This is a genomic window from Nocardioides aequoreus (assembly GCF_000720335.1).
Taxonomy (GTDB): Bacteria; Actinomycetota; Actinomycetes; order Propionibacteriales; family Nocardioidaceae; genus Marmoricola; species Marmoricola aequoreus.
Genome location: NZ_JOJN01000002.1, coordinates 715,524 through 741,808 on the forward strand (window position 1 = coordinate 715,524; position 26,285 = coordinate 741,808).

Genomic DNA, 26,285 nt, shown 5'->3' on the forward strand with positions numbered 1-26,285 from the left:
CGGCCTCTCTCCCGGGTGGTCCGTGGGCTCGCGCTCGACCGGAGAGCCCGTCGGGTGCCGGGGTCCTACTCTCGACCCGTGCCAGGGCCCCGACCACCGCAGCCCGCTCAGCCCTCCGGCGAGGCTGACGACACCAATCCCGCGGCCGCACGCCTCACCCCCGCGCGACGCGGCCGTCCGTCGCTGTGGCTCGCCGCGACGCTGGGCGCCGCGGTCGGCGTCCTGGGCGGCATGATCGGGCTCGGCGGCGCCGAGCTCCGGCTCCCGCTGCTCATCGGGGTCTTCGGCTTCCTCGCCCTGCAGGCCGTGATCCTCAACAAGGCCCTCAGCCTCGTCGTCGTCGCCACGGCCCTGCCGGCCCGACTCCTCGGCGTCCCCCTCGACCGAGTCGTCGACGAGTGGGCCATCGTGGCGAACCTGCTCCTCGGCAGCCTCGTCGGCGCCTGGGTCGGCGCCACCTGGGCCACCCGCATGCGCTCGAGGACCCTCTACCGAGTGCTCGCCGTCCTGCTGGTCGGGATCGCCGCCGTGCTGGTCGTCACCCACCTCGGACACCTCGAGCCCGCCGGCCTCCACGGCCCCTGGCAAGTCGTCGCCGGAGTCGTCGCAGGCGTCGCCATCGGCGTCGTGGCGGCGCTCATGGGCGTCGCAGGAGGCGAGCTCCTGATCCCCGCCATCGTGATGCTCTACGCCGTCGACATCAAGATCGCCGGATCCCTGTCGCTGGCCGTGTCGCTCCCCACGATGCTCGTCGCCTTCGCCCGCTACAGCCGCGACCAGTCCTTCACCGTGCTGGCCGCGAACAAGCACTTCCTGCTCGCCATGGCAGGCGGATCCGTCGCAGGCACCGTCGTCGGAGGTCTGCTGCTCGGCGTCGTCCCGAGCGCCGTCCTCGTCCCGCTCCTGGCGGCGCTGCTGGTCCTGTCGTCGGTCAAGGTCTGGCAGCACGACTAGCGGTGCTCAGCGCGTCGACTCACAGCGCACGCGTCTCCTCGGATCCGTGAGGGCGACACCCGACTAGTTGGGTGCCTCCTCGACCTGGATGTCGAACCTGACGTTGTCGCCGTCGACCTCCGAGGCAGTGACGTCGACGTCGAGCTCGGTCTCGCCGTCCTTGAGCAGGCAGCGGACGCGTTCGCCCTCCTCAGCCGGCAGCGGGTCCTCGCAGGTCACGCTCTCCGGCGCCCGACCCACCTTCTCGGTGAGCTGCGTGGTGATCTGCTCCTCGAGGTCGTCGGTGCTGACTTCGGCCTGACCGCCGCAGCCGCTGAGCACGAGCAGCGAGCCGGCGACGAGGGCGAGGGTGCGGCGCATGGGTGGTCCTTCCGGTGTGGCCGGAGGTGGGTCCGGTCTCGCGATGACGGATCGGGACGAACCTACCGGGCGACCCGCAGTGGCGCTGTCCTGGCGAGCTACGCCGGAGCGAGGTCGTCGCGCGCGACGGGGCACGACATGCAGCGCGGCCCACCCCGTCCCGACCCGAGCTCGGAGCCCGCGATCGCCACCACCTCGATGCCGGCGGCCTCGAGCCGGGCGTTGGTCTCGACGTTGCGCTCGTAGGCCACCGCGAGCTTGGGCGCGATGGCGAGGGTGTTGTTGCCGTCGTCCCACTGCTCGCGCTCGGCGGTGACGGGGTCGAGCCCGGTGTCGATGGTGCGCAGGGTGTCGAGCCCCATCGCCTTGGCGGCCGCGACGAGGAAGGGCTCGGCCGCGGCCACCTCGAGCCGCCCCTCCTCGCCCGGGGTCACGGTGTGCGCCACCAGGTGGTCGGCGAGGTTTGGGTAGATCGTGAAGGTGTCGACGTCGACCATCGTGCAGACGGTGTCGAGGTGCATCGTGGCGCGGTCCTGCGCGATCGGCACCGCCAGCACGGTGTGGGCGCTGCCGTCGGCGAAGACCTGCCGGGCCAGCCGCTCGGCGCCGGCGGGCGTCGTCCGCTCCCCCACGCCGACCGCCAGCACGCCCGGCGCCAGCAGCAGCACGTCACCGCCCTCCACGTGCTCGCGGTGCCACCCGTGGATGGTGGTGGTGCCGGCGAAGCGCGGGTGCAGAGCGTAGATCAGCTGCGTCAGCTGGGTCTCCCGGCTCCGCGCCGGCATCGCCAGCGACGTCACCGCGACCTGGTCGCGGATCCACACGCTGGAGTCGCGGGTGAAGAGCAGGTTGGGCAGCGGGTCGATCAGGAAGTCGTCGTCGGCCAGCAGGCTGGTGACCAGGCCCGCCCCGCCGCGCACCTCGTCGTTGCGCAGTCCGGCGGTGAGCACGTCGGTGAGCGCCTCGGGCGCCAGCTCGCCCAGCCAGCCGCGCAGGTGGTCCCGGAGGGTGTCGCCGAGCCGCAGCGAGGCGGTCACGCCCTCGACGGCGCGGTGCCGCGCCTCGTCGAGGGCCAGCGTCTCGGTCAGCAGCCCGGTCAGGTAGAGCACCTCCACGTCGTGGGAGCGCAGCGCCTCCGCGAAGGCGTCGTGCTCCTCCTGGGCGCGCGAGACCCAGGGGATGCCGTCGAAGAGCAGCTGGTCGTTGTTGCGGGGCGTCAGCCGCTTCAGCTCGGGACCCGGGCGGTGCAGCAGCACGGTGCGCAGCCGCCCGACCTCGCTGTCGACGCCGGGACGGACGGTGTCGGTCATGCCGCGAGCCTAGGAGATCTCCTGCGCCCGTGCGGCCGCGCGGGCGAGCACGGTGCGCACCGGCAGGCCGAGGGCGCGCGCGGCGTCGGCCACGTGCTCGAACTCCGGCTGCACGTTGACCACCTCCCCGCCGAGCAGCGCCACCTTGACCTCCACGGGGTGCCCCTCCACGTCGACCGCGACGAGGCGTCGCTCGAGCGCCTCCTTGACCACCGCCACCTCGCGGAGCCCGATCGTGGGCGTCTGGCGGAAGACCTCGCGGCGCACGCGGTCGACCTGCTCGGCACCCACGAGCACGCTCAGCGTGTGGGCGGGGCGGCCCTTCTTCATCAGGATCGGCGTCAGCCACGCGTCGTCGGCGCCGGCGTCGAGGAGCGCGGTCAGCACGCCCGGCCAGACCCGCGGGTCGAGGTCGTCGACGTTGCACTCGAGCACGACGGTGCCAGCTCCATGGCCAGCACCCGGGCCGTCGAGGGCGACGGGGGTGCCGACCAGGACCCGGGTGACGTTGGCGTGACCCTCGGGGTCGCGCGCCCCCGCGCCGACCCCGACGCGGTCGACCACCATCGCCGGCTGAGGTCCCCACGCGTCGGCCAGCGCGGTGAGCAGGGCCGCGCCCGTGGGGGTGCAGGCCTCGCCGCCGCCGGGTCCGGCGTACGACGCCACGCCGCGCAGCAGCTCGGCGACCGCGGGCGCGGGCACGGGCAGCCGTCCGTGGTCGCCGGTCACCGAGCCGGAGCCCACCGCCACGGACGAGCAGACCACCCGTGGCCACACGCCGTCGCGCGCCAGGTGCGCCACGCCCGCGCAGACGCCGACGACGTCGGCGATCGCGTCGAGCGCCCCGACCTCGTGGAAGTGCACCTCGGAGGGATCGACGCCGTGCACGCGTCCCTCGGCCTCGGCGAGCCGCTCGAAGACGTCGTGGGCGAGCGCCCGCACGTCCTCGTGCAGGCCGGCGGCGGCGAGCAGGGCGGCGACGTCGCGCCAGCTGCGGTGGGGGGCGTCGTCGGCGACCTCGACGTGGCAGCGGGTGGCGGCGAGGCCGCCGCGGCGTACCCGCTCCTCGCGGAGCAGCACCTGGCCGGGGGCGACCTTGTCGACCGCGTCGGCCAGCACCCCGAGCGGCACGCCGGCCCCCACGAGGGCGCCCAGCAGCATGTCGCCGCTCGCCCCGGCACCCGCGTCGACCCAGACCACGCTGCCGGCGCCGCTCACGCGCGCTCCCGGGCGCTGCGCGCCACCCGCGCGGCGAAGACGCCGGCGCCGTAGCCGTTGTCGATGTTGACCACGGTCACGCCGGGGGCGCAGGAGTTGAGCATCGCGAGCAGGGGCGCGAGGCCCCCGAAGGAGGCGCCGTACCCGACGCTGGTGGGCACGGCGACCAGGGGGACGCCGCAGAGCCCGCCGACGACGCTGGGCAGCGCGCCCTCCATGCCGGCGACCACGACGAGGCAGTCGGCCTCGACGAGCCGCTCGCGCACGTCGAGCAGGCGGTGCAGGCCGGCGACCCCCACGTCGTCGATCCGGTCGACCCCGGCCCCGTGCACCCGCACCGAGAGCACCGCCTCCGCGGCCACCGGGGCGTCGGAGGTGCCGGCGCTGACCACCGCGACCCGGCCACGTGGCTCCGGCGGCTCGCCGAGCACGACGGCACGCGCCTCCGGGTGGCGCACCGCCTCGGGCAGCTCGTGGCCGACCAGCTCGAGCGCCTCGGGCGAGACCCGGGTCGCGAGCACCGCCCGGTCGGGGTGGCGCTCGTGCAGGGTGCGCAGGATGCCGACGACCTGCGACGGCGTCTTGCCCGCGCCGTAGACCACCTCGGCGTCGCCGGTGCGACCGGCGCGGTCGAGGTCGACGCGGGCGTAGCCCAGGTCGGCGGTGCGGGGCTCGTCGCTCATCCCCGCACGCTAACGGGCGCTCACTCGGGCACGTTGCCGCTGTCGTCGCCGAGGCGGTAGGGCGTGGTGACGCCCTCGTACATCAGGTGCGTCACCAGACCCTCGCGCGCGTGCACCAGCTTGTGGCAGTGGTCCATCCAGAGGCCGGGGTTGTCGGCCACGAAGGCGACCTCGTAGCTCTCGCCCTGGGCGATGTCGAGGGAGTCGAACCACCACGGGCTGCCGGTGGCCACCTCCCCGTCCCGGGAGAGGTTGACGGCGTGGTGGCCGTGCAGGTGCATCGGGTGCACCTCGCCGCTGTGGTTGGAGTAGCGCACCCGCACCACGTCGCCCTCGCGCACCATCATCATCGGCAGGTCGGGCAGCAGCTCGCCGTTGACGCTCCACCACATCCCGGGCCTCCCGTCGACGAAGCCGGGGCGACGACCGATGGAGTAGTCGAAGGTGCGGTCGGCCTCCTCGGGGTCGAAGCCGAGGTCGGCCGGGGCGCCGTACGTCAGCAGGTCGAGCGTCCGCTCCGGCTGCGCGTCGTCCGGCGGGGACGCGTCGGGTGGCCCGACCAGCACGCCGAGGCCGTTGGCGAAGCCCAGCCGGAGCGCGGTGCCGTCGTTCGGCACCGTGGCCACCAGGTCGACCCGCCCGCCCGCGGGCAGGGTGACGGCGCGGTCCTCGACATCGCCGGGGCGGTGCACGTCGACGCCGTCGACGGCAACCGCCCGCGCGGTCTCGCTCGACCAGACCTGGATCGGGTCGCTGTCGGTGTTGACGGCGCGCAGCCGCACCCGCCGGCCCGGCTCGGCCTCGACCCGGGTGTCCTCGGTGCTGCCGTTGACGGTCTTGAGGCCGCCGTAGGAGTGGGCCATCCCGATCACGTCGAGGGCGTCGTCACGCGCACGGGGGTGCACCAGGAGGGGGCCGAAGAGGCCGCCGCGCACCTGCTCGTGGGAGAGCTGGTGGGAGTGGTACCAGTAGCTGCCGGCGGCCGGCGCCACCCAGCGGTGAGTGTGCGAGGCGCCGGGCATCACGGCGTCCTGGGTGACGCCGGCGACGCCGTCCTGGGCGTTGGGCACGTCGACGCCGTGCCAGTGCAGCGTGATCCCGCCCTCGACGTCGTCGTTGCGCAGCGTCACCTCCACGAGGTCGCCCTCCGTGGCCTCGATCAGCGGCCCGGGCGAGCCTCCGTCGAGGGTGAAGCCCTCGACCTCCTCCCCGCTCGCGAGCCCGACCGTGCCCTGCGCGGCGACGAGGTCGACGCGCACGTCGGGCTCCCCGGAGGCGTCGGTGTCGAGGTCGTCGACGCTCACGGTGGGGGTGCCGTCGTCGGCGGCGAGCGCGACCGCGCCGCCGTGCAGGTGCGCGAAGCCCGGCCCGCCGCCGTAGTCGGGCACGCCCATGTCGGCCACGGAGTACGACGCCGGCAGCCGGCTGTCCCACCACATCCAGCCCAGGGGCAGCACCAGGGCGAGGGTGAGCCCGACGGCGAGGAGCAGCCGGAGCCGGCTCCTCATGGGCGGGAGAGCCGCCGAGTCACGCCGCGACGCGGTCGGCCTCGGCCGGCTGCGACCTCGGCACCCGGCGGCCGGCCTGCAGCGCGACGACGAAGAGCACCATCGCGTTGAGCCCGTGGAGCAGGCCGGCGTACGGCGTGCTGTGGCCGAAGAGTCCGAGGGCGACCTGGAGCACGACCAGCCCGAGCACCACGGCCGCCCACACGACGCCGCCGGGGACCTTGGCGAAGAAGGAGACGATCAGCAGCACGAGCGCCACCAGCGGGATCAGGATCATGCCGACCATGCCGTGGAGCATGAAGCCGATGACGCCGGTGAACTCCAGGCCGCCGTCCTCCCCCATGTCGGAGGCCTGGAGGGTGTTGCCGTCCTGGACCCAGACGTAGAGGCCGGAGATGGCGAAGACCATGACCGCGGCCTGGAAGGCGACGAGTCCGGCGATGGCGTGTGCGAGTCCCTTGTAGGCAGCGTGCATGGCGGTGGGCCCTTCGAGCGAGTGGTGCCCCCTAGGTCAGCGCCCCGGCGCCACCGCTGGCAACGACCTCGCCGCCACCGACGCCGGGCGGACTAGATCACCGGGCGCCGCAGATGCGGCAAATGGCCGCGAACCGACCCTCGACAAGGGCTCAGCGGGCCCGGAAGGCATCGGCGGCGTACACCCCGAGCAGCTTGACGTCGGTGGTGAAGAAGCGCAGCTCCTCCAGCGCCCGCTTCACCGGCAGGTCGTCGGGGTGGCCGTCGACCTCGGCGAGGAACTGGGTGCCGGTGAAGTGGCCGCCCACCATGTAGCTCTCGAGCTTGGTCATGTTGACCCCGTTGGTCGCGAAGCCGCCCAGGGCCTTGTAGAGCGCGGCGGGCAGGTTGCGCACGTTGAAGACGAACGACGTGACGACCGGCCCCCGGCCCGCCTCCGCCTGCACGAAGTCGCGCGAGAGCACCACGAAGCGAGTGGTGTTGTGGTCCTCGTCCTCGACGTCGTCGCGCAGCACCTGCAGGCCGTAGGTGTCGGCGGCCAGCGGCGGAGAGATGGCCGCCTGGGTCAGGTCGCCGGACTCCGCGACCTCGCGCGCGGCTCCTGCCGTGTCGCCGGAGATCATCGGTCGCAGGCCGAGCTCGCGGATCACGCGCCGGCACTGGCCGAGGGCGTGCACGTGGCTGTGCACGGTCCGGATCGAGTCGAGCGTCGCCCCCGGCAGCGCCATCAGCGAGAACTGGATGCGCAGGAAGTGCTCCGCGACGATGTGCAGCCCGGAGTCGGGCAGGAAGTGGTGCACGTCGGCGACCCGGCCGGCGATCGAGTTGTCGATCGGGATCATCGCGAGGTCGGTCTCGCCGCTGGCCGCCGCGGCGAAGGCGTCCTCGAAGGAGGCGCAGGGCACGGCCTCGAGGTCGGGGTAGTGCTCCAGGCAGACCAGGTGGGAGTTGGCGCCCGGCTCGCCCTGGTAGGCGATCCGGCTGGCGGGGGTCGTCACCGGGGGAGTTTCCCACGGCGCCCTCGGTCCGCCGGGCGTGCCGTCGTACGGCGAGAAGGAGGGTCTGCCTACCCTCGTCGCGTGCAGACCTTCCTCGCGGTGCTCGCCCTGCTGGTCGCCGTCGCCGCGCTCGTCGTGGCGTGGCGCGGCCGCGGTGGCGCGCGGCGCCGTCCGGTCGACGAGGGCGACCTCCCGACCGACGTCCAGGCCCTGCGCCGCGAGGTCGCTGCGCTGCGGCGCGAGGGCGCGCAGTCGATGCGGCACGTCGCCGTGGTGCGCTACGACGCCTTCACCGACACCGGCGGGCAGCTCTCCTGGTCGCTCGCCCTGCTCGACGACGCCGGCAGCGGCGTGCTGCTGACCTCGATCCAGGGTCGCGCGGAGTCACGCACCTACGCCAAGAGCATCGCCGACTGGAAGTGCGACCAGCAGCTCTCCCCCGAGGAGCAGGACGCCCTCTCCCACGCCCGCCCCTGACCTCGGGCCGGCTGCGGGCGGCTCGTGGGCGGGCAAAGTCACTGGTCAACCAGTGACTTCGCCACCTCGCCAAGGTTGTGCGCTTGGCGAAGCGGCAGACTTCCTGGCGACGTGAGGTCGGTGTGACCTCAGCGGCGTACGCGCACCAGCAGGCGGCCGTGCACGCAGCGGGCGCGGATCTCGCGGCCGGGCTGGATCAGGTCGCCGTCGAGCTGGCGGGGCGCCTCGGCGTGGGCGCGGACGACGACCTCGCGGCCGGTCATCCGCGTGATGGTCTCGTCGGTGCGGGCGCTGCGGCTGAGCACGCGCGCCGCGAGGGGGATCCAGGACAGGAAGCGGCGCGGGTAGAGCAGCACCACGTCGAGCTGGCCGTCGTCGATGGCGGCGTCCGGGATCAGCGGCATGCCGGCCTGCAGGCTGCCGACGTTGCCGACCACAACGGTGCGGGCGCGGTGCCGCGTGAAGTCGCCGCCGTCGACGGAGACGTCGACACGGATGGCGGGGAACATCAGCGCCTTCAGTGCCGACCACACGTAGGCCAGCCAGCCGACCTTGGCCTTCACCTGCTCGTTGACGCCCTCCATGATCGCGGCGTCGAAGCCCATGCCGGCCATGACGAGGAAGGTGGTGTCCTCCATCTGGTCGCCCGAGACCTCGACCATGTCGATCGCGCGGTCCTGGCCGTTGAGGCCGACGTCGACGGCGGAGCGCAGGTAGAGCGGCAGGTCGAGGTTGCGGGCCAGCAGGTTGCCGGTGCCCGCCGGCACGATGCCGACCGGGATGCCGGTGCCCGCCAGCTCCTCGCACACGGCTCGCACCGTGCCGTCGCCGCCCACCGAGAGCACCAGGTCGCAGCCGGAGACCGCCGCCTCGTGCGCCATGCCGTAGCCGGTGTCCTCCGGCGTGGTCTCCCACCACTGCACCGAGCTGTAGCCCGCGCCGGCCGCCAGCTCCTCCACCAGCGTGCGGAAGCGGCCGACGTCGTCGACCTTGACCGGGTTGAGCACGACCGCCAGGCGCTTGCGCTCGGTGGGCAGCGCCTGCGGCAGCGGCACCGCCTTCTCGGCGATGCTCCGCGGCTTCGGGTCGTACGCCGCCCGCCAGCCCAGCACGATCGCCCCGGAGAGCAGGAAGCCGCCCAGCACGTCGGAGACGAAGTGCACGCCGAGGAAGAGCCGGTCGGCCCCCACGAGCAGCACCACGACGACGGCGAGGCCGGTGACCAGGCGCCGCACGTTGGCACGGCGCACGAGCATGGTCGTGAGCACCACCGTGACGCCGGCCGCACCGACGATGCCGCTGGCGTGGCCCGAGGGGTAGGAGAAGCTCTCCAGCTGCAGCAGCGCCAGGTCGGGGCGCTCGCGCGCGACCAGCAGCTTGATGGCCGTGGTCGCCAGCCACACCGTGGTCATCACGCCGAGCGTCCAGATCGCCGCCCGGCGATAGCCCTTCCAGACCAGCGCCGCGGCGGTGACGATCGTCGCGGCCGTGAGCGGCAGCGTGTCGAAGGTCGCGCTGACCCCGCGCCAGAAGGCCTCCAGCCAGCCGTGCTGCTCGGTGAGCCCGTGCGGCCCCGCGCCGACCGCGTCGTCGAGCTCGCGCAGCGGCGGCCACTCGAGCACCACCAGCAGGAGCAGCACCCCGAAGAGCGCCAGGCAGGTCACGGCCCCGATCACACGCGCGCGTCGCCGCTGCTGCTGGTCACTCACGGTCAGTGAGTATCACGCAGCCCCCGCAGCAAACCCCGCACGCCCGCGCCCGCGTGAGAGGACCGTCACCCCGCGGGCGGCGTACGGCGCGGGGCGGCGCGGGTGTCGAGCCGTCCCCGCGCTTTCCGCGGGGAAAGCACCTCGACGACGGTTTCCGCGCGATCGCATCGTCGTACGTCGGCGTGTCGGGTGCCTTCGGCGCGGAAACGCGGGCGCGGGGGTCTTTCCCCGCGGAAAGTCCGGCGGCGGCGCAGCCGGACCCACCCCACGCACAACTCGGTACGGCGAGGGCGGGCGCGCTCGATACGCTCGGCGGGTGATCGACCCACGAGTACTCCGCGACGACCCCGACCGCGTCAAGGCAGCCCAGGCCAAGCGCGGGCTCTCCGGCGACGCCGTCGACCGGGCGCTCGCGGCCGACACCGCGCGGCGCACGGCCATCGCCGACTTCGAGCGGCTGCGGGCGGAGCAGAAGCAGCTGGGCAAGCAGATCCCCCAGGCGCAGGGCGAGGAGCGGGCCGAGCTGCTCGCGCGCACGAAGACGCTCTCGGCCGACGTGCGCGCCGCCGAGACCGCGCAGACCGAGGCCGACGAGGAGTGGCGCCAGGCGCTGCTCGCGATCCCCAACCCCGCCGCCGAGGAGGCCCCCGCCGGCGGGGAGGACGACTACGCCGTCATCTCCGAGCACGGCACCAAGCGCGACTTCGAGGCCGAGGGCTTCACCCCGCGCGACCACGTCGAGCTCGGCAAGATCCTCGGCGCCATCGACATCGAGCGGGGCGCCAAGGTGTCGGGCTCGCGCTTCTACTACCTCACCGGCGCCGGCGCCGACCTGGAGTTCGCGCTGGTCAACATGGCGCTCGACCAGGCGCGCGGCGCGGGCTTCACCACGATGGTGCCCCCCACGCTGGTGCGTCCGCGCGCCATGGAGGGCACCGGCTTCCTCGGGCAGGCGGCCGACGACGTCTACCGGATCGAGGGCCAGGACACCTACCTGGTGGGCACCTCGGAGGTCCCGCTGGCGGCGTACCACTCCGACGAGATCCTCGACGCCGAGACGTTGCCCCGGCGCTACGTCGCGTTCAGCCCCTGCTTCCGCAAGGAGGCAGGCTCGCACGGCAAGGACACGCGGGGGATCTTCCGCGTCCACTGGTTCGACAAGGTCGAGATGTTCACCTACACCACCCTCGAGGACGCCGCCGAGGAGCACCTGCGCCTGCTGGGCTGGGAGAAGGAGTGGCTCGACAAGCTCGAGCTCGCCTACCGCGTGATCGACGTGGCCGCCGGCGACCTCGGACTCTCGGCGGCCCGCAAGTACGACTGCGAGGCCTGGATCCCCACGCAGGGCCGCTACCGCGAGCTGACCTCGACCTCCGACTGCACCGACTTCCAGACCCGCCGCCTCGGCATCCGGGGCCGCTTCGAGGGCGGCGACGTCAAGCCCGTCGCCACGCTCAACGGCACCCTGACCGCCATCCCCCGCACCATCGTCGCGCTGCTCGAGACCCACCAGCAGGCCGACGGCTCGGTGCGGGTACCGGCCGCGCTGCAGCCCTACCTGCAGGGGCGCGAGCTGCTGGAGCCGGTCCTTGGCTGAGGCCGCGCCGCTCCCCGACGCCTGGCAGCCCCGGCTGGTCGCGCTCGACATCGACGGCACGCTGCTGCAGTGGGTTGAGGGCCAGGGCCAGCTGCGCGAGCTCGTCTCGCCCGCGGTGTACGCCGCGGTGCGCGCCGCGCAGGACGCCGGCGCCCACATCGTGCTGGCCAGCGGGCGCTCCCCCCACGGCATGCTGCCCGTCGCCGACCTCCTCGACCTGCCCGCCGGCAGCGAGGAGCCGCTCTGGCTGGTCTCCTCCAACGGCGCGGTGGTCTCGCGCTACCCACCCTTCGAGGTGGTCGAGGAGACCACCTTCGACGCGAGCGCCACCGTGCACGCCGTGCTCGAGCAGCACCCGGAGGCGCTCGTCGCCGTCGAGGAGCGGGGCGTCGGCTACAAGGTCAGCCGGCCCTTCCCGCCCGGCGAGCTCTCCGGCGAGATGCTGGAGACCCCGATCGAGCAGATCGTGGGCGACCCCGTCAGCCGCGTCATCATCCGCGACCCCTCGGCGTCGGTGGAGGACTTCATCGCCACCGCCGAGCGGCTCGGGCTGCAGGGCACGGAGTACTTCATCGGCTGGACCGCCTGGCTCGACCTGCAGCCCCCCGGCGTCTCCAAGGCCTCCGGGCTGCAGCTGGTCTGCGACCACCTCGGCCTCACGTCCGACGACGTGCTCTCCATCGGCGACGGCCGCAACGACCTCGACATGCTGCGCTGGTCGCGTCGCGGCGTGGCCATGGGCCAGGCTCCGCAGGTGGTGCACGACAGCGCCGACGCCTCCACCGGCACCGTCGACGAGGACGGCGCGGCCACCGAGATCCGGCGGTGGTTCCCCTGACCGGGGAGGCGGGCGAGCCGGTCGACTGCGTCACCACCTCCCGGCTGCGGCTGCCGCTCGTCACCCCGGAGGACGCCGCCGGCATGCTCGCCGGGCGCCGCCGGATCTCCTGGCACCCCGACTACCCCGGCGCCGGCGACCGCGACCTCGCCGCGCTCGCCGCCGACCCGCCCCACGGCTGGGGCCCGCGCCACGTCGTGCGCGCCGGTGACGGCGCGACGATCGGGTGCGCCGGACTCGTCGGCCCGCCCGAGGCCGCCGAGGACGGCGTCACGGAGGTCGAGGCCGTCGTACGCCTGGTCGAGGACGCCCGCGGCCACGGCGCCGCCCGCGAGGCCCTGGCAGGGCTGCTCGCCGAGGCCGACCGCCTCGGCGTGCGCGTGCGCGCGGCCGTGCGTCCCGACGACCCGGCCGCGATGCGCCTGGTCAGCCGGGCCGGCTTCACCGGGCTGCGCGGGTCGCGCGAGGGCGGCGAGCTGGTGATGGTCCGGCCGCTCCCGGGCACCGCCGCGATCCCGCCGCCGGCCCCCGCCCGCCGGCCCGCCCGCCGGCCCGCCCAGGGCCGGGCGGCCACGCCGCGCCTGGTGGCCACCGACCTCGACGGGACCCTGCTCCGCAACGACGGCACCGTCTCGCCGCGCACCGCCGCCGCCCTGGCCCGGGCCCACGAGGTGGGCCTGCCGGTCGTCTTCGTCACCGGTCGGCCGCTGCGCTGGGCCGCTCAGGTCTTCGAGCACGTCGGCCGCCACGGACTGGTGATCGTCGCCAACGGCGCCCTGGTCTGGGACGTCGGCGCCGGCGAGCCCCGGCTGCAGCGCACCATCGCGCCCGACGACGTGGCCGCGGTCGTGCGGGCGGTGCGGGCCGAGTTCGCCGACGCGAGCTTCGCCGTCGAGCGGCTCGAGGGCTTCGCGGTCGAGCACACCTACCGCCCGCAGCACGAGCTGGCGCCCGACGTACGCCGGGAGGCCGTGGCCGAGCTGGCCTCGCAGCCGGTGCAGAAGTTGCTCGTGCGCAACCCCGGCGTCCTGGCCGACGACTACGCCCCGCGAGTGCAGCAGCTGGCCGGGGAGCGGGTGGAGGTGACCTTCTCCAACGGCGACGACCTGCTCGAGATCAGCGCCGCCGGCGTCACCAAGGCCTCCACCCTGGCGCTGCTGTGCGAGGAGCTGGGGGTGAAGCCCGGCGAGGTGGTGGCCCTGGGCGACATGCCGAACGACGTGGCGATGCTGCGGTGGGCCGGCACGTCGTACGCCATGGCGCAGGCGCACCCGCTGGCGGCGGAGGCTGCCACGCGCACCGCCGGGAGCAACGACGACGACGGCGTGGCGGAGGTCATCGAGAGGATCCTCGCCGAGGATGTCGAGACGGGCTCCGCGGCTCCGTCCCAGGGGTGAGAGCGGCCACGGGGGCCGCGACACCGGAGGAGCGAACGACATGAAGTACCTGCTGCTGAAGCACTACCGCGGCGGCCCCGAGCGCGTGGTCGACCACGGCCCGCTGGAGGAGTGGCGGCCCGAGGAGGTCGACGCCCACGTGGGCTACATGCGCGACTTCGCCCGCCGCCTGGAGGAGTCGGGCGAGTTCGTGGGCGAGCAGGCGCTCGCGCCCGGGGGCACCTTCGTGCGCTACGACGGCGAGGGCAGGCCGCCGGTCACCGACGGTCCCTTCGCCGAGACCAAGGACCTCATCGCCGGCTGGATGATGATCGACGTCGAGGACGAGGCGCGTGCCCACGCGCTGGCCGCCGAGCTGTCGGCCGCCCCCGGCCCCGGCGGCGAGCCGCTGCACGAGTGGCTCGAGGTGCGTCCGGTCTACGGCGCGGCGCCCACAGTCGCCGACTGACCGTGCCCGCACCCGTCGACCCGCAGCTGCTGCGGGAGCTGACGCCCCGGGTGCTCGGCGTCCTCGTCCGTCGCGGAGCCGACTTCGCGACGGCCGAGGACGCCGTGCAGGAGGCCCTGCTGCGCGCCTGGCGGCGCTGGCCCGACGACGGCACCCCGGACGACCCCGAGGCCTGGCTGGTCACGGTCGCGTGGCGCTGCTTCGTCGACGCCGCGCGCTCCGAGGGCGCTCGGCGCCGCCGCGAGGAGCAGGTGGCCACGATCCCGGAGCCGGGGCCGGTGGCCGCCGGGGACGACACCCTGCTGCTCCACTTCCTGTGCGCCCACCCCGCTCTCTCGCCGACCTCGGCGGTGGCGCTGACACTGCGCGCCGTGGGCGGACTGACCACCCGGGAGGTGGCGGCGGCGTACCTCGTGCCGGAGGCGACGATGGCCCAGCGGATCAGCCGCGCCAAGCGCACCGTGGCCGAGGCCGGCCTCGACGGGCCGCGCGAGCTGGCGACGGTGCTCCGGGTGCTCTACCTCGTCTTCAACGAGGGCTACTCCGGCGAGGTCGACCTCGCCGCCGAGGCCATCCGGCTCACCCGGCAGCTCGCCCGGCTCACCGACGAGCCCGAGGTGCACGGCCTCCTGGCCCTGATGCTGCTGCACCACGCCCGCCGCGCCAGCCGCACCCGGCCCGACGGCGCGCTCGTCCCGCTGGCCGAGCAGGACCGCGGCCGCTGGGACACCGCCATGGTGGCCGAGGGCGTCGCCCTGCTGCAGTCGGCGCTGGCCCGCGACCGGCTCGGCGAGTACCAGGCGCAGGCCGCGATCGCCGCGCTGCACGCCGACGCCCCCAGCGCGGAGGAGACCGACTGGGTGCAGGTCGTGGAGTGGTACGACGAGCTGCTCGCCCTCACCGACAGCCCCGTCGTCCGGCTCAACCGCGCCGTCGCCGTCGGCGAGGCCGACGGCGCACCGGCGGGGCTCGCCGCCCTGGCCGAGGTCGACCCCTCGCTGCCCCGCCACGACGCCGTCGCGGCGTACCTGCACGAGCGCGCGGGCGACCTCGCCGCAGCGGCCCGCCTGTACACCGCCGCCGCCCGCGCCGCCACCAGCACCGCCGAGCGCGACCACCTCACCCGCCAGGCCGCCCGTCTGCACCCCCACTCCTGACCCCGCACGCCGGCAGGTCAGGAGGTGAGGTGGTCGACGACGAGCGCCAGCACCACCACGGCAGCGAAGAGCCCCGTGAAGACCGTCGGCGGGACCCACGCCGGCAGGTCTCCGACCCGCTGTCCGGACCGGGGGTCGACGACCGGGTCGTCCATCCGTCGCGTGTAGCGCACCAGCCCGGTCAGCACGGCCGCCGCGAGGGCAAGCCCGAGCGCCAGCTCGACGCCGGCCGGGATCCCGAGAGGACCGGGATCACCGTCGCCGAGCACGCCCACGGCGCCACCCATGGTGAGGCTCGTCGCGGCGAAGGAGACGACGGCGATCAGCAGCGAGCTGACGACGGTGCCGCGGTCGAGGTGCCAGCGCCCGCGGCGACCGCTGACCTCCACGACCTGGTCGGCGTAGCGACGCGGCGGCCCGAAGGCGTCGACGGGGTCCTCCCCGGTCTCGGCCACGTGCGCCTCGACCTCGGCGAGGACCTCGCCGATCCGGTCACCGGGCACGTCGCGCATCCGCAGCGCGAGGAGCAGCCGCTCGCGGTAGGAGTCGACGGCGGTGCGGTCAGGAGACGTCATGGCGGGTCCTCGGTTGTGCGGCGGTGGAGTGGTGCAGCAGGGAGCCGGCGCGGTCGACGAAGTCGTCCCACCGGGCCGTGCGCTCGGCCAGGTGCTCCCGACCGAGCGGGGTGGCCTCGAAGAACTTCCGACCCGGGCCGGACTCCCCGGCCCCCCAGGTCGACGCGACGAGCCCGTCCTGCTCGAGGCGGCCGAGGATCGGGTAGAGCGTCCCGCCCTTGACCGTCCCGAGACCGGCCTCGGCGAGGCGTGCGGCGATCGCGTAGCCGTAGGTGCGTCCCTCGTCGACGACGGCCAGGACGCACAGGGTCAGCACGCCCCGCATCCACTCCCCCGGCCAGGGGGACGCCTCGTCGACCATGGCTAGACAGTACGACTGACTAGTCAGCCGCGCAACCTACCGACGGGACCCGCGTGCCGTCCGCCTCACCGGGTCTCGAGACAGGCGCTGCGCGCCTTCCTCGACCACCCGGGGGTCCGGGTGGTCGAGGAGGTTGCGCAGCAACCGTCTCGAGACCCGGTGCGCCGCCCGCCCGGAGCGTTCGGGTGGTCGAGGAGGTTGCGCAGCAACCGTCTCGAGACCCGGTACGCCGCCCGGTCAGCGGGCGAGCGCCTCGAGGGCGGCGGGGAGGTCGGCGGCGTCGGCGACCTCGTGGTCGGGCCGGGGGCCGTCGGGGTCGAGGGCGTGGCCGGGTCGGGCGAGCCGCACGATGGCCAGGCCCGCCTCGAGCGCTCCGCGGACGTCGCGGGCCGACGCCGCCACGTGCACCAGCGCCGCCGGCGCCACGGCGGCGGCCGCCTCGGTGTAGATGCTCGGATCGGGCTTGAAGGCGCGCAGGCGCTGCGAGGTGAGCATCAGGTCGGCCTCGACGAGCGCCGCGGCCCTCGTGCGCCGCGCGAGCGCGTCGTCGACGTTGGAGAGCAGCCCGACGCCGCGCACCTGCGGCATCGCCGCGACGGCGCGCACGGCCTCGGCCACGTCGGGCCACAACGGCCAGTCGCCGACGGCGCCGTGGAGCCGGCCCAGGTCGGCCCGGGCGTGCTCCGGCGACAGCGAGCGGGCGGCGTACGTCGCGGCGAGGGCGTCGAGGGAGACCTCGGCGAAGGTCGTGGGCCACCGCGCGGTGCGCTGGGCGGCCTTGTTGCGGGCGTCCCAGTCGTCGTAGAGCTCCGGGCCCGTCGCCTCCCAGCCGCGCTCGGCCGCCAGGGCGTCCAGCGTCGCGGACGCGCCCGTGCGGGTGTCGGTGAGCGCGCTGAAGAGGTCGAAGGTGACGACCAGCGGGGCGCCCGAGAGCGCGCTCAGAGGTACATGCCCCCGCGGTTGCCCTGCTGCTCGGCCTCGTCGGCCGGCTGCTGCGGGTGCTGGCCGGGGACGGCGCCCGGGGGCAGCGCGCGGCGCATCTGCTCCAGCTGGCCGCGCGCGGCCATCTGCTGGGCGTAGATGGCGGTCTGGATGCCGTGGAAGAGGCCCTCCAGCCAGCCGACGAGCTGCGCCTGCGCGATCCGGATCTCCGACTCCGTGGGCGTGCCGTCCTCGAAGGGCTTGATCAGCCGGTCGAGCTCCTCGTCGAGCTCGGGGGCCAGACCGTCCTTGAGCTCGGCGATCGAGGTGTGCACGACGTCGGCGAGGCGCTTGCGGCCCGGCTCGTCGACGGGCGCGGACTTCACCTCCTCGAGGAGCTGCTGCACCATCCGGCCGATCCGCATCACCTTGGCGGGCTGCTCGACCAGGTCGGTCAGCGGGCGGGCGCCCTCCTCCTCCTCGCCGTCGGTGGGCTCGACCGGGCGCACCGCCGCGGCCGGCACGGAGACCGGCTGGCCGTCGGGCCCGATCACCACCACGTGGTCGTCGTCGGACCCGGGCTGCGGCTGCTCGCCGTGCTGCATCGACATGGTCACGACACTACTTCCCGGTCGTCAGCACGAGCTTGCCCGTGTGGCTGCCCTCGGCCATCACGGCGTGGGCGCGGGCGACGTCCTCCAGCGGGTAGGTCTCGTGCACGAAGGTGCGCACGGTGCCGTCGGCGACGAGCGGCCACACGTGCTCGACGACGCCGCGGCACACGGCGGCCTTCTGCTCCGCCGGGCGCGCGCGCAGCGAGGTGGCGATCACGGCGCCGCGCTTGCCCAGCAAGGCGCCCAGGTTGAGCTCGCCCTTCACCCCGCCCTGCATGCCGATGACCACGAGCCGGCCCTCGGCGGCGAGGGCGGCGACGTTGCGGCCGAGGTACGACGCCCCCATGTTGTCGAGGATGACGTCGGCCCCGCCGGCCTCCTTCACCACCTCCACGAAGTCCTCCTCGTGGTAGTCGATGGCGCGCTCCGCTCCGAGCGACTCGCAGAAGGCCCGCTTCTCGGCGGTGCCGGCGGTGGTGAGCACCCGGGCACCCAGGGCCGCGCCGAGCTGGATCGCCATGTTGCCGATGCCGCCGGCGCCGCCGTGCACCAGCAGGGTCTCCCCCTGCTGCAGGCCGGCGACCACGAAGACGTTGGACCAGACCGTGCACGCGACCTCGGGCAGGGCGGCGGCCGTGACCAGGTCGACGCCGTCGGGCACGGGCATCAGCTGGCCGGCAGGCACCACGACCTGCTCGGCGTAGCCGCCCGCCGCGAGCAGCGCGCAGACCTCGTCCCCGACCGCCCAGCCCTCGACACCCTCGCCGAGGGCGGCGACCCGGCCGGAGCACTCCAGCCCGAGCACGTCGGAGGCGCCCGCGGGCGGCGGGTAGGCCCCCTGGCGCTGCAGCGTGTCGGCTCGGTTGACCGCACTGGCCACGACCTCCACCAGCACCTCGCCCGGGCCGGGCTCCAGGTCGGGGTGGTCGCTGACGACGAGGGCCTCGGGCCCTCCGGGCTCGGGGGCGGTCACGGCACGCATGCCGCCACCGTATGCCGCCCGGCTACTCCTCCTCGTCGGCTCCCTCGGCCACCGCCTCGACCTCGACCTCGGTCTCCGCGTCGGCCTCGGGGTCGTCGTCCTCGTGGGCGAGCTGGTCCGGCGACTTGTCCCAGCGCAGCGCCAGCGCGGTGGCGAGCCCGGCGAGCCGCTCCACCTCCTGCGGCGCACCGCTGGAGGCCGCCGCGGCGTACCCCAGCAGGAAGGTGGAGATCGGTGCCGCCGGTCGCTCGACGTGGTGCGCGGCGTCCCGCGCGAGGTCGAGCACCAGCGCCTCGTCGACCTCGACCTCGATGTCCAGCTCGTCGCACAGCTCGTCGACCCAGTCGTGGAGGTTCACCGCCCCAGTGTTGGCCGGGGGCCGACCGCTCTGCAACCACCGCGGCCCCCGGATCAGGGGTCGAGCCGCTCCCGGGCCCGCGCGAGGTCCTCCCAGGTGTCGACGTCGTGCGCCTCGTGACCCACGGCCGCGACCTCGACGAGGCGCAGACCGGAGACGAGCCGGTGCAGCGGCAGGCCGTCGCGGTCGTCGGGCGCGACGGCCAGCAGCCGGGCGCGCCGGTACGCCGCACACAGGTACTGGCGGCGTCCGTCGGCGTCGACGAGCAGGGCCCCGTCCAGCGACCCGTCGTCACGCACCGCGTCGCGCAGCCGCTCCAGGGTCGGCACCGTCACGTGGGGCATGTCGACGGCGAGCGCGAGCACCAGCGTGGTGTCGTCGGGCAGCGCCTCGGCCCCGGCGAGCAGCGCCGCCGCCGGCCCGGCCCCCGCGGGCTGCTCGCGCACCGTGGGCACGCCCGTGACCGGCTCCCCCACCACGACGTGGGGCCAGTCCGAGACGACGCCGAGCACCCGGTCGAGCATGGTGCGACCGCCGAGGTCGAGCGCCGCCTTGTCGGCGCCGCCCAGCCGGCGGGCCGTGCCCCCGGTGAGCACCACGGCACCGACCTTCTCCACCCCACGAGTCTGTCACCCTGGACCCATGTCAGCGCCTGATCCCGTGTCGGAGCAGACCCTGCGCGTGCGCCTCGTCCAGCGCGCCTCCGGGCTCGACCCGGAGGCCAACCTGGCGGTGGTCGACGAGACCGCCTCGCGGGCGGCGCAGGAGTCGCCGCCGCCCGACCTGGTCGTGCTGCCCGAGGCCTTCGCCCGTGACTTCGGCGAGGCGGGCAGCGACCTGGCGCCGTACGCGCAGGGCCTCGACGGGCCCTTCGCGGAGCGGCTGCGGCGACTCAGCGAGTCGGGCACCGCGTGGCTGGGCGGCATGTTCGAGACCGCCGACGACCCCGCGCGACCGCTCAACACGCTGGTGCTGGCCGCCGCCGGGCAGGTGACGGCCTACCGCAAGATTCACCTCTACGACTCCTTCGGCTACGTGGAGTCCGCGACCGTGAGCCCGGGCCCGGTCGAGCCGGCGGTCGTCGACGTCGCGGGCTTCCCGCTCGGGCTGATGACCTGCTACGACCTGCGCTTCCCAGAGCTCGCCCGCACCCTCGCGGTCCGTGGCGCCGAGGCGCTGGTCGTGCCCGCGGCCTGGGTGGCCGGGGAGCGCAAGGTCGAGCACTGGCGCACGCTGCTGCGCGCCCGCGCGATCGAGAACACGGTGTGGGTGGTCGCCGTCGGTCAGCCCGGCCCCCGCTACACCGGGCACTCCACGGTCATCGCGCCCACCGGCGACGTCGTGGTCGAGGCGGGCGACACGGAGACCGAGCTCGACGCGGTGCTCGACCGCGCCGCGGTGGCCGACGTACGCCGCACCAACCCGTCGCTGAGCAACCGCAGGATGTGACCGTGGCGCACGACGCCCCGCCGCCCTCGGGCCTCGCCCGGGTCCGCGACCCCGGCCGCGGGCCGGCCGGCGACGCCCTGCCGCCACCACGCACCCACGACCGCCAGCGCACGGTGCTCGCGACCGCCTGGACCCTGCTCGCACTCGCCGCGGCCGTCGGGCTGGCGGCGGTGCGGGTGCGCGCCGAAGCCGACCTCGCGCTGCAGGGCGTGCCGGTCGCACCCACGCTCTCCGCGGCGCTGACCACCCTGCTCGCCACCGGTCTGGCCTGGCGCACCGGCGGTCGACCGCTCGTGGCGGCGGTGGTCGGTGGGCTGCTCACCGCCACCGCGGTGGTGACCGGCTACGACCCTCTGCTCGCCGGCGCCGCGCTGGGCGCGGCCGTCGTCGGCGCGGCGCTGGCGGTCCTGCTCACGGTGCCGGCGCGCTCCCTGCCGGCCGTGGTGCGCGAGGTGGTCCTGGCCCTGGTGGTCGCCGGTGTCGCGGCGCTCGCCACCTGGGGCTACGGCGCCCCGGTCGACGACACCCGGCTCTCCTACGTCGCGCTCGGGCTCGCCCTGCTGCTCACCCTGGTCGTGGTGCACCGTCCGGCGGGCGGGGTGCACGCGCTCGGGCGGGCCGGCGTCCTGCTCGTCCTCGGCGGCGTGCTGCTGCTGGCCCTCTCGCTCGCCTACGCCTGGGCCCTGCAGCGCTGGGGGGCGCCGTCGCTCGTCGCCGACGTCACCGCGGCGCGCGACCGGGCGCGCGACCTGCTGGGCGCCGTGCCGGCACCGCTGCAGGTGCTCGTGGGGGTCCCGGCCCTCGTCGTGGGGGTGGCGGTGCGCGACCGGCGTCGCCAGGGCTGGTGGGTCTGCGCCTTCGGGACCACGGCGACCACCCCGGTGACCGTGGGCCTGGTGACCGGCGACGACGCCACCACGCTGCTGCTCGCGACGGCGTACGCCGCGGCGCTGGGGCTGCTGCTCGGCCTGCTGGTGCTCGGGCTGCTACGCCTGCTCGGCCGCGCCGGCTCGCGGGGGCACCGCCCCGAGCCCTCCCGCATCCGCGCCCTGCGCTGACGGCCGCCCGGGGAGCAACTACCGTGACCTGCGAGGTCCTCCGCGGAGGGCCGAGGAGGGGTGCCGGAGTGGCCTATCGGAACCGCCTTGAAAGCGGTCGCTGGCAGCGATGTCAGCCGCGGGTTCGAATCCCGCCCCCTCTGCCGGTCAGGGTCTCCAGGGCGGGGTGGACTATCCTCGGGACGCGATGTCGCACCGTCTCCCCGTCCTGCGCCCGCTGGCCCCCGCGCTGCGTGCCCGGCTGCTCGGCGCCGGCCTCGTCGTCGTCGCGGCGCTGGTGCTGCTGAGCGTCCTGGCCACCTGGCTGCTCTCGCTCCCCGGCGCCGTCGTCACGGTGACGGTCATCCTCGCCGCCGTCGCGCTGGGCGTGCTGCTCGCGCTGCTGCTGCCCCGTCACTGGGTGGTGCGGCTCGACGAGGACGGCTACCGGGTCCGTCTGCTGCGCTCGGCCCGGGCGCGCTCCGCCCGCTGGAGCGAGGTGCTCGACGTGCAGGCCGGCACCGTCGACGGCGTGCGCTGCACCACGCTGCGGCTGCGTGACGGGCGCTCCACGACGCTGCCGGTCGACGCCCTCGCGGGTGACCCGACCGAGCTCACCTCGCTGATCGCCGAGCAGCTCGACCGCACCCACGGCTACCGCCGGCTGCGGTGAGCCCGGCGGGCGCCGCCGCCCCCTGATTCGCCGCGGCCGGGCGTCATGGGTAGCCTGTGCTGCGGCTTGGAGGTGTCGCCTAGTCCGGTCTATGGCGCCCGCCTGCTAAGCGGGTTTGGGGCTACAACCCCATCGAGGGTTCAAATCCCTCCACCTCCGCCAAGCGCCCGTCCCGGTCCTCGGACCGGGACGGGCAACCTCGTCCTGCCCGCAAACTCTGCAGGATCGTGCATTGCACACTCGTGTGCCCGAGCGATGCGGTTCGCCCGGGTGAGGCGGGGGAGCATCTCCATGCCCCCTAATGCACACGAGGAGATCGTCATGAAGATCCGTCGTCTCGCTGCCGCCAGCACCCTCTCGCTCGTCACCGTCGGCGCCGTCGCGCTCAGCGCCTCCCCCGCCCAGGCCGACACGGCCTGGGAGCGCACCACCAGCAGCACCGTGCAGGACACCGCCTGGGAGTGACCGCAGGGCCCGGCATGACCCTCGCCGGACGACGACACCGACTCAGGGGGTGTCGTCGTCCGCGACGAGGGCCCTGTCCTGCTGCCGTCCCATCGCCAGCCCCAGCTGGAAGCGGGTGTCGACGCCGTACTCCTCCTTGAGCGCGGCGACGTACGACGCGTAGGTCCGGGTGCTGACGCCGACCCGCTTCGCGCTGGCGGAGTCGCTGTGGCCCTCGCCGAGCATGCGCACCGTCAGCTGCCTGACCTCCTCGGCGATCTGGCCCTTCGCCGTGCGCGTCTCGTGGTCGTAGGCGCGGCCGCGCTCCCAGGAGCGCTCGAAGATGTCGACGAGGTAGGCCACGACCCGCTTGTCGTGGATCAGCACCGCGGACTCCGCGACGTCCCCTGGGATCAGCGCCAGGCGGCGGTCGATGATGATGAGGCGGTTGAAGAACTCGTCGAGGGTGCGGATCTCGGCCCCCAGCTCGCGCATGGTGTCGACGTAGGTCCGCATCGAGCGGCTGTGGCGGGCGGTGTGCTGGTAGAGCGTGCGGATGCGCACCCCGCGCTCCAGCGCTCGGGCGTCGCGCGAGCGGGCTGCGGCCTGCACGCTGGCGCGGCGTGGCCCCGCGGGGTGGGCGGTGACGATCTCGCTGCGGGCGTCCTCGACGGCGGTCTCGAGGAAGCCGTTGACGGTGTCGATGCCCCGCAGCTGGGTCAGGCCCTCGCCGCTCTCCCCCGCCCGGCGCCAGGCGTGCGCCAGCTCGCCCAGCGTCTCGGCCCAGGCGGCGCTCTCGTCCAGCAGGTGCGCGGCCTCGCGGCTCAGCGGCGTGACCAGGCTCGACTGCACCAGCGCCGGGTCGGCGGCGCGCCAGACCCCGTCGCCGTCCTGCCGCAGCAGGCCCAGCTCTCGCAGGGTCGCCACCGCCTCGACGGCCTCGCGGTCGTCGTGGCTCCCGCCCAGCCGAGGGTCGTCGGCGCGGAGGCCACCGGCGGCCACCGCCTCGGCGTACAGCTGGCCCGCCGGCCCGGCCAGGAGCTCGCGCCTGCGCGCCCCGTCGTCAGCGTCCATGGACGCCATCATGGCGGACGTGCGCCACCGACTCACTCGCCGAGGCGTGCCTTCAGGCCGTCGAGCTCGGTCCAGAGCACGGCGGGGAGGTCGTCGCCGAACTTCTCGAACCACTCGGTGATCTGCGGGATCTCCGCGCGCCACTCCTCGACGTCGACGTCGAGCGCCGCCTCGAGCTGCTCGCGGGAGAGGTCGAGGCCCTCGACGTCGAGGGCGTCGGGCGTCGGGACGTGACCGATGGGGGTCTCGACCGCGGCGGCCTGGCCGTCGATCCGCTCGAGCACCCACTTCAGCACGCGGCTGTTCTCCCCGAAGCCGGGCCACAGGAAGCCGCCCTCGTCGTCGCGGCGGAACCAGTTGACGTAGAAGATCCGCGGCATCTTGGCCGCGTCGTTCTCCTTGCCCATGTTGATCCAGTGGGAGAGGTAGTCGCCGGCGTTGTAGCCGATGAAGGGCAGCATCGCCATCGGGTCGCGGCGCACCACGCCGACGGCGCCGGTGGCGGCCGCGGTGGTCTCGCTGGAGAGCGTGGCGCCCATGAAGGTGCCGTGGGTCCAGTCGCGGGCCTCGACCACCAGCGGCACCGTGGTCTTGCGGCGGCCGCCGAAGAGGATCGCGTCGATCGGGACGCCGCGCGGGTCGTCGTACTCGTCGGCGAGGATCGGGCACTGCTTGATCGGCGTGCAGTAGCGGCTGTTGGGGTGGCTGGAGAGCTCCTCGCTCTCCGGCGTCCACGGCTCGCCCTTCCAGCTGGTGGCGTGGGCGGGCGGGTTCTCCAGGCCCTCCCACCAGACGTCGCCGTCGTCGGTGAGCGCGACGTTGGTGAAGACCGAGTTGCCGATGTTGATGGTCTTCATCGCGTTGGGGTTGGTGTGCTCGTTGGTGCCGGGCGCGACGCCGAAGAAGCCGTACTCGGGGTTGACCGCCCACAGCCGGCCGTCCTCGCCGATGCGCATCCAGGCGATGTCGTCGCCGATCGACTCGACCTTCCAGCCGGGGATGGTCGGCTCGAGCATGGCCAGGTTGGTCTTGCCGCAGGCGCTCGGGAAGGCCGCGGCGACGTACTTGGTGACGCCCTCGGGGCTGGTCAGCTTGAGGATCAGCATGTGCTCGGCCATCCAGCCCTCGTCGCGGGCGACGACGCTGGCGATGCGCAGGGCGTAGCACTTCTTGCCCAGCAGCGCGTTGCCGCCGTAGCCCGAGCCGTAGGACCAGATCGTGCGCTCCTCGGGGAACTGCACGATGTACTTGGTGTCGTTGCACGGCCACGCCACGTCGGCCTCGCCCTCGGCCAGCGGGTGGCCGACCGAGTGCAGGCACGGCACCCACTTCACGCCGCCCTCGGCCTCGAGCTCCTCCATGCGGCGCAGCACGTGGCTGCCCATGCGCGCCATCACGCGCATGCTCGCGGCGACGTACGCCGAGTCGGTCAGCTCGACGCCGAACATCGGCGCCTCGGCCTCGAGGTGGCCCATCACGAAGGGCACGACGTACATCGTGCGGCCCCGCATGCAGCCGTCGTACAGGCCGCGCATGAGGCCCTTCATCTCCTCGGGGTCCATCCAGTTGTTGGTGGGGCCCGCGTCGCGCTCGTCGCGGCTGCAGATGTAGGTGCGGTCCTCGACGCGGGCGACGTCGATGGGGTCGGAAGCGGCGTAGAAGGAGTTGGGCTTCTTGGCCTCGTCGAGCTTGACGAAGGTGCCGGTCGCGACCAGCGCGTCGGTCAGCTCGACCCACTCCTCCTCGGAGCCGGTGCACCAGTGGATCCGGTCTGGCTTGGTCAGTGCCGCGGTCTCCTCGACGAAGTCGAGGATGCCCTGGTGCGTGGTGGGAGCACTGGTGGTCTCGGACGTAGCCGTCATGGCGCGTGGCCTCTCATCGATGTGTCTCGGCGTAACCGTGGGTCTGGGGCGCCGGGTGCCGCACCGTTGCATGCCCCCGTGAGGTGCTGGCGAGGCTACGACGAATCACACCGGCGGCATATTGGATCGATCCAGCGCTGCGTTGCGCCCTGATTTCGGCCCCGCCGCCCGCGTCGGCTAGAGTTGCCCGGTCCTCGCAAGGGGACGGGCGCCTGTAGCTCAACGGATAGAGCATCTGACTACGGATCAGAAGGTTTGGGGTTCGAATCCCTACAGGCGCGCAGGACAGCAAGCCCCCGTCGGTCGTGCCGACGGGGGCTTCGTGCTTCTCGCTCGTCGCTGTGCGCGTCCCCGACGACGGACGCACCCAGGTCGGGGGCGTCCCCCAGGGTGCTGCCCGTGGTGTGCTGACGTCGTGGACGACGACACGCCTGCGGTCCGGCACCTCGCTGACCTCCCCGTGGAGAGGTGGGACGACGAGACGAGAGGGAGCGCGACCTGGCAGACCCTGTTCTCGTCGGACGTCACCGGGACCCGCGACCTCACCACCGGGGTGTGTGTCGTCCCGGTGGGCGGTGAGCTCGCTGCCCACCGGCATGCCGTGACGGAGTCGTACTTCTTCCTGGAGGGAACCGGCAGCCAGCGGCTGGGCGACGAGGTCTTCGACGTGCAGGCCGGGTCGGCGGTGATGATCGGCAGCGACACCGTCCACGCGACCCGCAACACCGGAGACCGACCGCTGCGCTTCTTCTACGTCTTCGCGACCGGCTCCTTCGACGACGTGCACTACGCCTTCGACTGACCGTC

Annotated in this window: 29 protein-coding genes and 3 tRNA genes; 15 read left to right on the forward strand and 17 right to left on the reverse strand. The window is 74.2% G+C overall.

The window, feature by feature from the left end; all coding sequences use genetic code 11:
- Window positions 1–78 precede the first annotated feature (78 nt).
- Window positions 79–954 (forward strand): sulfite exporter TauE/SafE family protein, encoded by an 876-nt coding sequence (locus IG63_RS0105990; RefSeq protein ID WP_245604341.1) that lies wholly within the window; start codon window positions 79–81, stop codon window positions 952–954.
- A gap of 63 nt (window positions 955–1,017) precedes the next feature.
- On the opposite strand, the gene IG63_RS0105995 is transcribed toward IG63_RS0105990, so the two are convergent.
- The 7 genes from IG63_RS0105995 to IG63_RS0106025 all read right to left on the reverse strand — a co-directional run bounded on the left by IG63_RS0105995 (window position 1,018) and on the right by IG63_RS0106025 (window position 7,505).
- The gene (locus IG63_RS0105995; RefSeq protein ID WP_030483473.1) at window positions 1,018–1,314 is read right to left on the reverse strand and encodes a DUF4333 domain-containing protein; all 297 of its coding nucleotides are present in this window, start codon (window positions 1,312–1,314) and stop codon (window positions 1,018–1,020) included.
- Between the two features lie 98 nt (window positions 1,315–1,412).
- Complete coding sequence (locus tag IG63_RS0106000; protein WP_030483474.1) at window positions 1,413–2,624, reverse strand: arginine deiminase; 1,212 nt, start codon at window positions 2,622–2,624, stop codon at window positions 1,413–1,415.
- Between the two features lie 9 nt (window positions 2,625–2,633).
- Window positions 2,634–3,842, reverse strand: coding sequence for a nickel pincer cofactor biosynthesis protein LarC (larC, locus tag IG63_RS0106005; RefSeq protein ID WP_030483475.1), 1,209 nt, complete (start codon window positions 3,840–3,842; stop codon window positions 2,634–2,636).
- Window positions 3,839–4,525 (reverse strand): nickel pincer cofactor biosynthesis protein LarB, encoded by a 687-nt coding sequence (gene larB, locus IG63_RS0106010; RefSeq protein WP_030483476.1) that lies wholly within the window; start codon window positions 4,523–4,525, stop codon window positions 3,839–3,841. Before larB ends, larC begins: the two co-directional genes overlap by 4 nt.
- 20 nt (window positions 4,526–4,545) lie before the next feature.
- Complete coding sequence (locus IG63_RS0106015) at window positions 4,546–6,033, reverse strand: multicopper oxidase family protein (RefSeq protein ID WP_030483477.1); 1,488 nt, start codon at window positions 6,031–6,033, stop codon at window positions 4,546–4,548.
- A 19-nt stretch (window positions 6,034–6,052) separates the two neighbouring features.
- Window positions 6,053–6,508: a DUF6220 domain-containing protein gene (locus tag IG63_RS0106020; RefSeq protein ID WP_030483478.1), complete on the reverse strand. Its 456-nt coding sequence runs from the start codon at window positions 6,506–6,508 to the stop codon at window positions 6,053–6,055.
- Between the two features lie 151 nt (window positions 6,509–6,659).
- Entirely contained in the window at window positions 6,660–7,505 is an 846-nt protein-coding gene (locus IG63_RS0106025; RefSeq protein WP_030483479.1) for a prephenate dehydratase, read from the reverse strand.
- Between the two features lie 81 nt (window positions 7,506–7,586).
- On the opposite strand from IG63_RS0106025, the gene IG63_RS0106030 reads away from it, so the two are divergent.
- Entirely contained in the window at window positions 7,587–7,982 is a 396-nt protein-coding gene (locus IG63_RS0106030) for a DUF4446 family protein (protein WP_030483480.1), read from the forward strand.
- A 128-nt stretch (window positions 7,983–8,110) separates the two neighbouring features.
- On the opposite strand, the gene IG63_RS0106035 is transcribed toward IG63_RS0106030, so the two are convergent.
- Complete coding sequence (locus IG63_RS0106035; protein ID WP_051706192.1) at window positions 8,111–9,691, reverse strand: bifunctional phosphatase PAP2/diacylglycerol kinase family protein; 1,581 nt, start codon at window positions 9,689–9,691, stop codon at window positions 8,111–8,113.
- A gap of 316 nt (window positions 9,692–10,007) precedes the next feature.
- Between IG63_RS0106035 and serS the strand changes: the two genes are divergently transcribed.
- From serS to IG63_RS0106060, 5 genes are read left to right on the forward strand one after another with little or no spacing between them, the layout of a single operon-like run.
- Entirely contained in the window at window positions 10,008–11,288 is a 1,281-nt protein-coding gene (serS, locus tag IG63_RS0106040; RefSeq protein ID WP_030483482.1) for a serine--tRNA ligase, read from the forward strand.
- Window positions 11,281–12,126, forward strand: coding sequence for an HAD family hydrolase (locus tag IG63_RS0106045; RefSeq protein WP_030483483.1), 846 nt, complete (start codon window positions 11,281–11,283; stop codon window positions 12,124–12,126). The genes serS and IG63_RS0106045 overlap by 8 nt, the downstream gene beginning before the upstream one ends.
- Entirely contained in the window at window positions 12,114–13,523 is a 1,410-nt protein-coding gene (locus IG63_RS23505) for a Cof-type HAD-IIB family hydrolase (RefSeq protein WP_084596697.1), read from the forward strand. The genes IG63_RS0106045 and IG63_RS23505 overlap by 13 nt, the downstream gene beginning before the upstream one ends.
- A gap of 40 nt (window positions 13,524–13,563) precedes the next feature.
- Window positions 13,564–13,971: a YciI family protein gene (locus IG63_RS0106055; protein WP_030483485.1), complete on the forward strand. Its 408-nt coding sequence runs from the start codon at window positions 13,564–13,566 to the stop codon at window positions 13,969–13,971.
- Window positions 13,972–13,973: 2 nt separating this feature from the next.
- Window positions 13,974–15,128 carry an RNA polymerase sigma factor gene (locus IG63_RS0106060; protein WP_157210045.1) on the forward strand — a complete coding sequence of 385 codons (1,155 nt, stop codon included), beginning with the start codon at window positions 13,974–13,976 and terminating at the stop codon, window positions 15,126–15,128.
- Window positions 15,129–15,145: 17 nt separating this feature from the next.
- Here the strand turns inward: IG63_RS0106060 and IG63_RS0106065 are convergent, their stop codons facing one another.
- From IG63_RS0106065 to mobA, 7 genes are all read right to left on the reverse strand, one after another.
- Entirely contained in the window at window positions 15,146–15,703 is a 558-nt protein-coding gene (locus IG63_RS0106065) for an HAAS signaling domain-containing protein (protein ID WP_030483487.1), read from the reverse strand.
- Complete coding sequence (locus IG63_RS23800; RefSeq protein ID WP_051706193.1) at window positions 15,690–16,064, reverse strand: helix-turn-helix transcriptional regulator; 375 nt, start codon at window positions 16,062–16,064, stop codon at window positions 15,690–15,692. The genes IG63_RS0106065 and IG63_RS23800 overlap by 14 nt, the downstream gene beginning before the upstream one ends.
- A 237-nt stretch (window positions 16,065–16,301) precedes the next feature.
- Entirely contained in the window at window positions 16,302–17,006 is a 705-nt protein-coding gene (locus tag IG63_RS23905) for an HAD family hydrolase (RefSeq protein ID WP_342665945.1), read from the reverse strand.
- The gene (locus IG63_RS0106080; protein WP_030483490.1) at window positions 17,003–17,596 is read right to left on the reverse strand and encodes a bacterial proteasome activator family protein; all 594 of its coding nucleotides are present in this window, start codon (window positions 17,594–17,596) and stop codon (window positions 17,003–17,005) included. Before IG63_RS0106080 ends, IG63_RS23905 begins: the two co-directional genes overlap by 4 nt.
- Before the next feature lie 10 nt (window positions 17,597–17,606).
- Window positions 17,607–18,581, reverse strand: a complete 975-nt coding sequence (locus tag IG63_RS0106085) for an NAD(P)H-quinone oxidoreductase (protein WP_030483491.1) — start codon at window positions 18,579–18,581, stop codon at window positions 17,607–17,609.
- Between the two features lie 22 nt (window positions 18,582–18,603).
- The gene (locus IG63_RS23220) at window positions 18,604–18,939 is read right to left on the reverse strand and encodes a DUF6457 domain-containing protein (protein WP_211249201.1); all 336 of its coding nucleotides are present in this window, start codon (window positions 18,937–18,939) and stop codon (window positions 18,604–18,606) included.
- Window positions 18,940–18,992: 53 nt separating this feature from the next.
- Complete coding sequence (mobA, locus tag IG63_RS23225) at window positions 18,993–19,556, reverse strand: molybdenum cofactor guanylyltransferase (RefSeq protein WP_030483493.1); 564 nt, start codon at window positions 19,554–19,556, stop codon at window positions 18,993–18,995.
- A 25-nt stretch (window positions 19,557–19,581) separates the two neighbouring features.
- Between mobA and IG63_RS0106100 the strand changes: the two genes are divergently transcribed.
- From IG63_RS0106100 to IG63_RS22570, 6 genes are all read left to right on the forward strand, one after another.
- Complete coding sequence (locus IG63_RS0106100) at window positions 19,582–20,388, forward strand: carbon-nitrogen hydrolase family protein (protein ID WP_051706194.1); 807 nt, start codon at window positions 19,582–19,584, stop codon at window positions 20,386–20,388.
- Between the two features lie 2 nt (window positions 20,389–20,390).
- Window positions 20,391–21,446, forward strand: a complete 1,056-nt coding sequence (locus IG63_RS0106105) for a hypothetical protein (RefSeq protein WP_051706195.1) — start codon at window positions 20,391–20,393, stop codon at window positions 21,444–21,446.
- 54 nt (window positions 21,447–21,500) lie between these two features.
- A tRNA-Ser gene (locus IG63_RS0106110) sits at window positions 21,501–21,589 on the forward strand.
- 44 nt (window positions 21,590–21,633) lie between these two features.
- Window positions 21,634–22,098, forward strand: coding sequence for a hypothetical protein (locus IG63_RS0106115; RefSeq protein ID WP_051706196.1), 465 nt, complete (start codon window positions 21,634–21,636; stop codon window positions 22,096–22,098).
- A gap of 68 nt (window positions 22,099–22,166) precedes the next feature.
- Window positions 22,167–22,260, forward strand: a tRNA-Ser gene (locus IG63_RS0106120).
- Window positions 22,261–22,419: 159 nt separating this feature from the next.
- On the forward strand, window positions 22,420–22,563 hold the full coding sequence (locus IG63_RS22570; protein ID WP_157210047.1) for a hypothetical protein: 144 nt from the start codon (window positions 22,420–22,422) through the stop codon (window positions 22,561–22,563).
- Between the two features lie 42 nt (window positions 22,564–22,605).
- Here IG63_RS22570 and IG63_RS0106130 read toward each other — a convergent pair whose 3' ends face one another.
- Window positions 22,606–23,616, reverse strand: a complete 1,011-nt coding sequence (locus tag IG63_RS0106130) for a hypothetical protein (RefSeq protein WP_030483497.1) — start codon at window positions 23,614–23,616, stop codon at window positions 22,606–22,608.
- Window positions 23,617–23,648: 32 nt separating this feature from the next.
- Window positions 23,649–25,478, reverse strand: coding sequence for a phosphoenolpyruvate carboxykinase (GTP) (locus tag IG63_RS0106135; RefSeq protein WP_030483498.1), 1,830 nt, complete (start codon window positions 25,476–25,478; stop codon window positions 23,649–23,651).
- A gap of 208 nt (window positions 25,479–25,686) precedes the next feature.
- On the opposite strand from IG63_RS0106135, the gene IG63_RS0106140 reads away from it, so the two are divergent.
- Together IG63_RS0106140 and IG63_RS23515 are read left to right on the forward strand one after the other, a co-directional pair.
- Window positions 25,687–25,759: transfer RNA gene (locus tag IG63_RS0106140), tRNA-Arg, on the forward strand.
- A gap of 272 nt (window positions 25,760–26,031) precedes the next feature.
- Entirely contained in the window at window positions 26,032–26,280 is a 249-nt protein-coding gene (locus IG63_RS23515) for a cupin domain-containing protein (RefSeq protein WP_281174272.1), read from the forward strand.
- The last annotated feature ends 5 nt before the right edge of the window (window positions 26,281–26,285 follow it).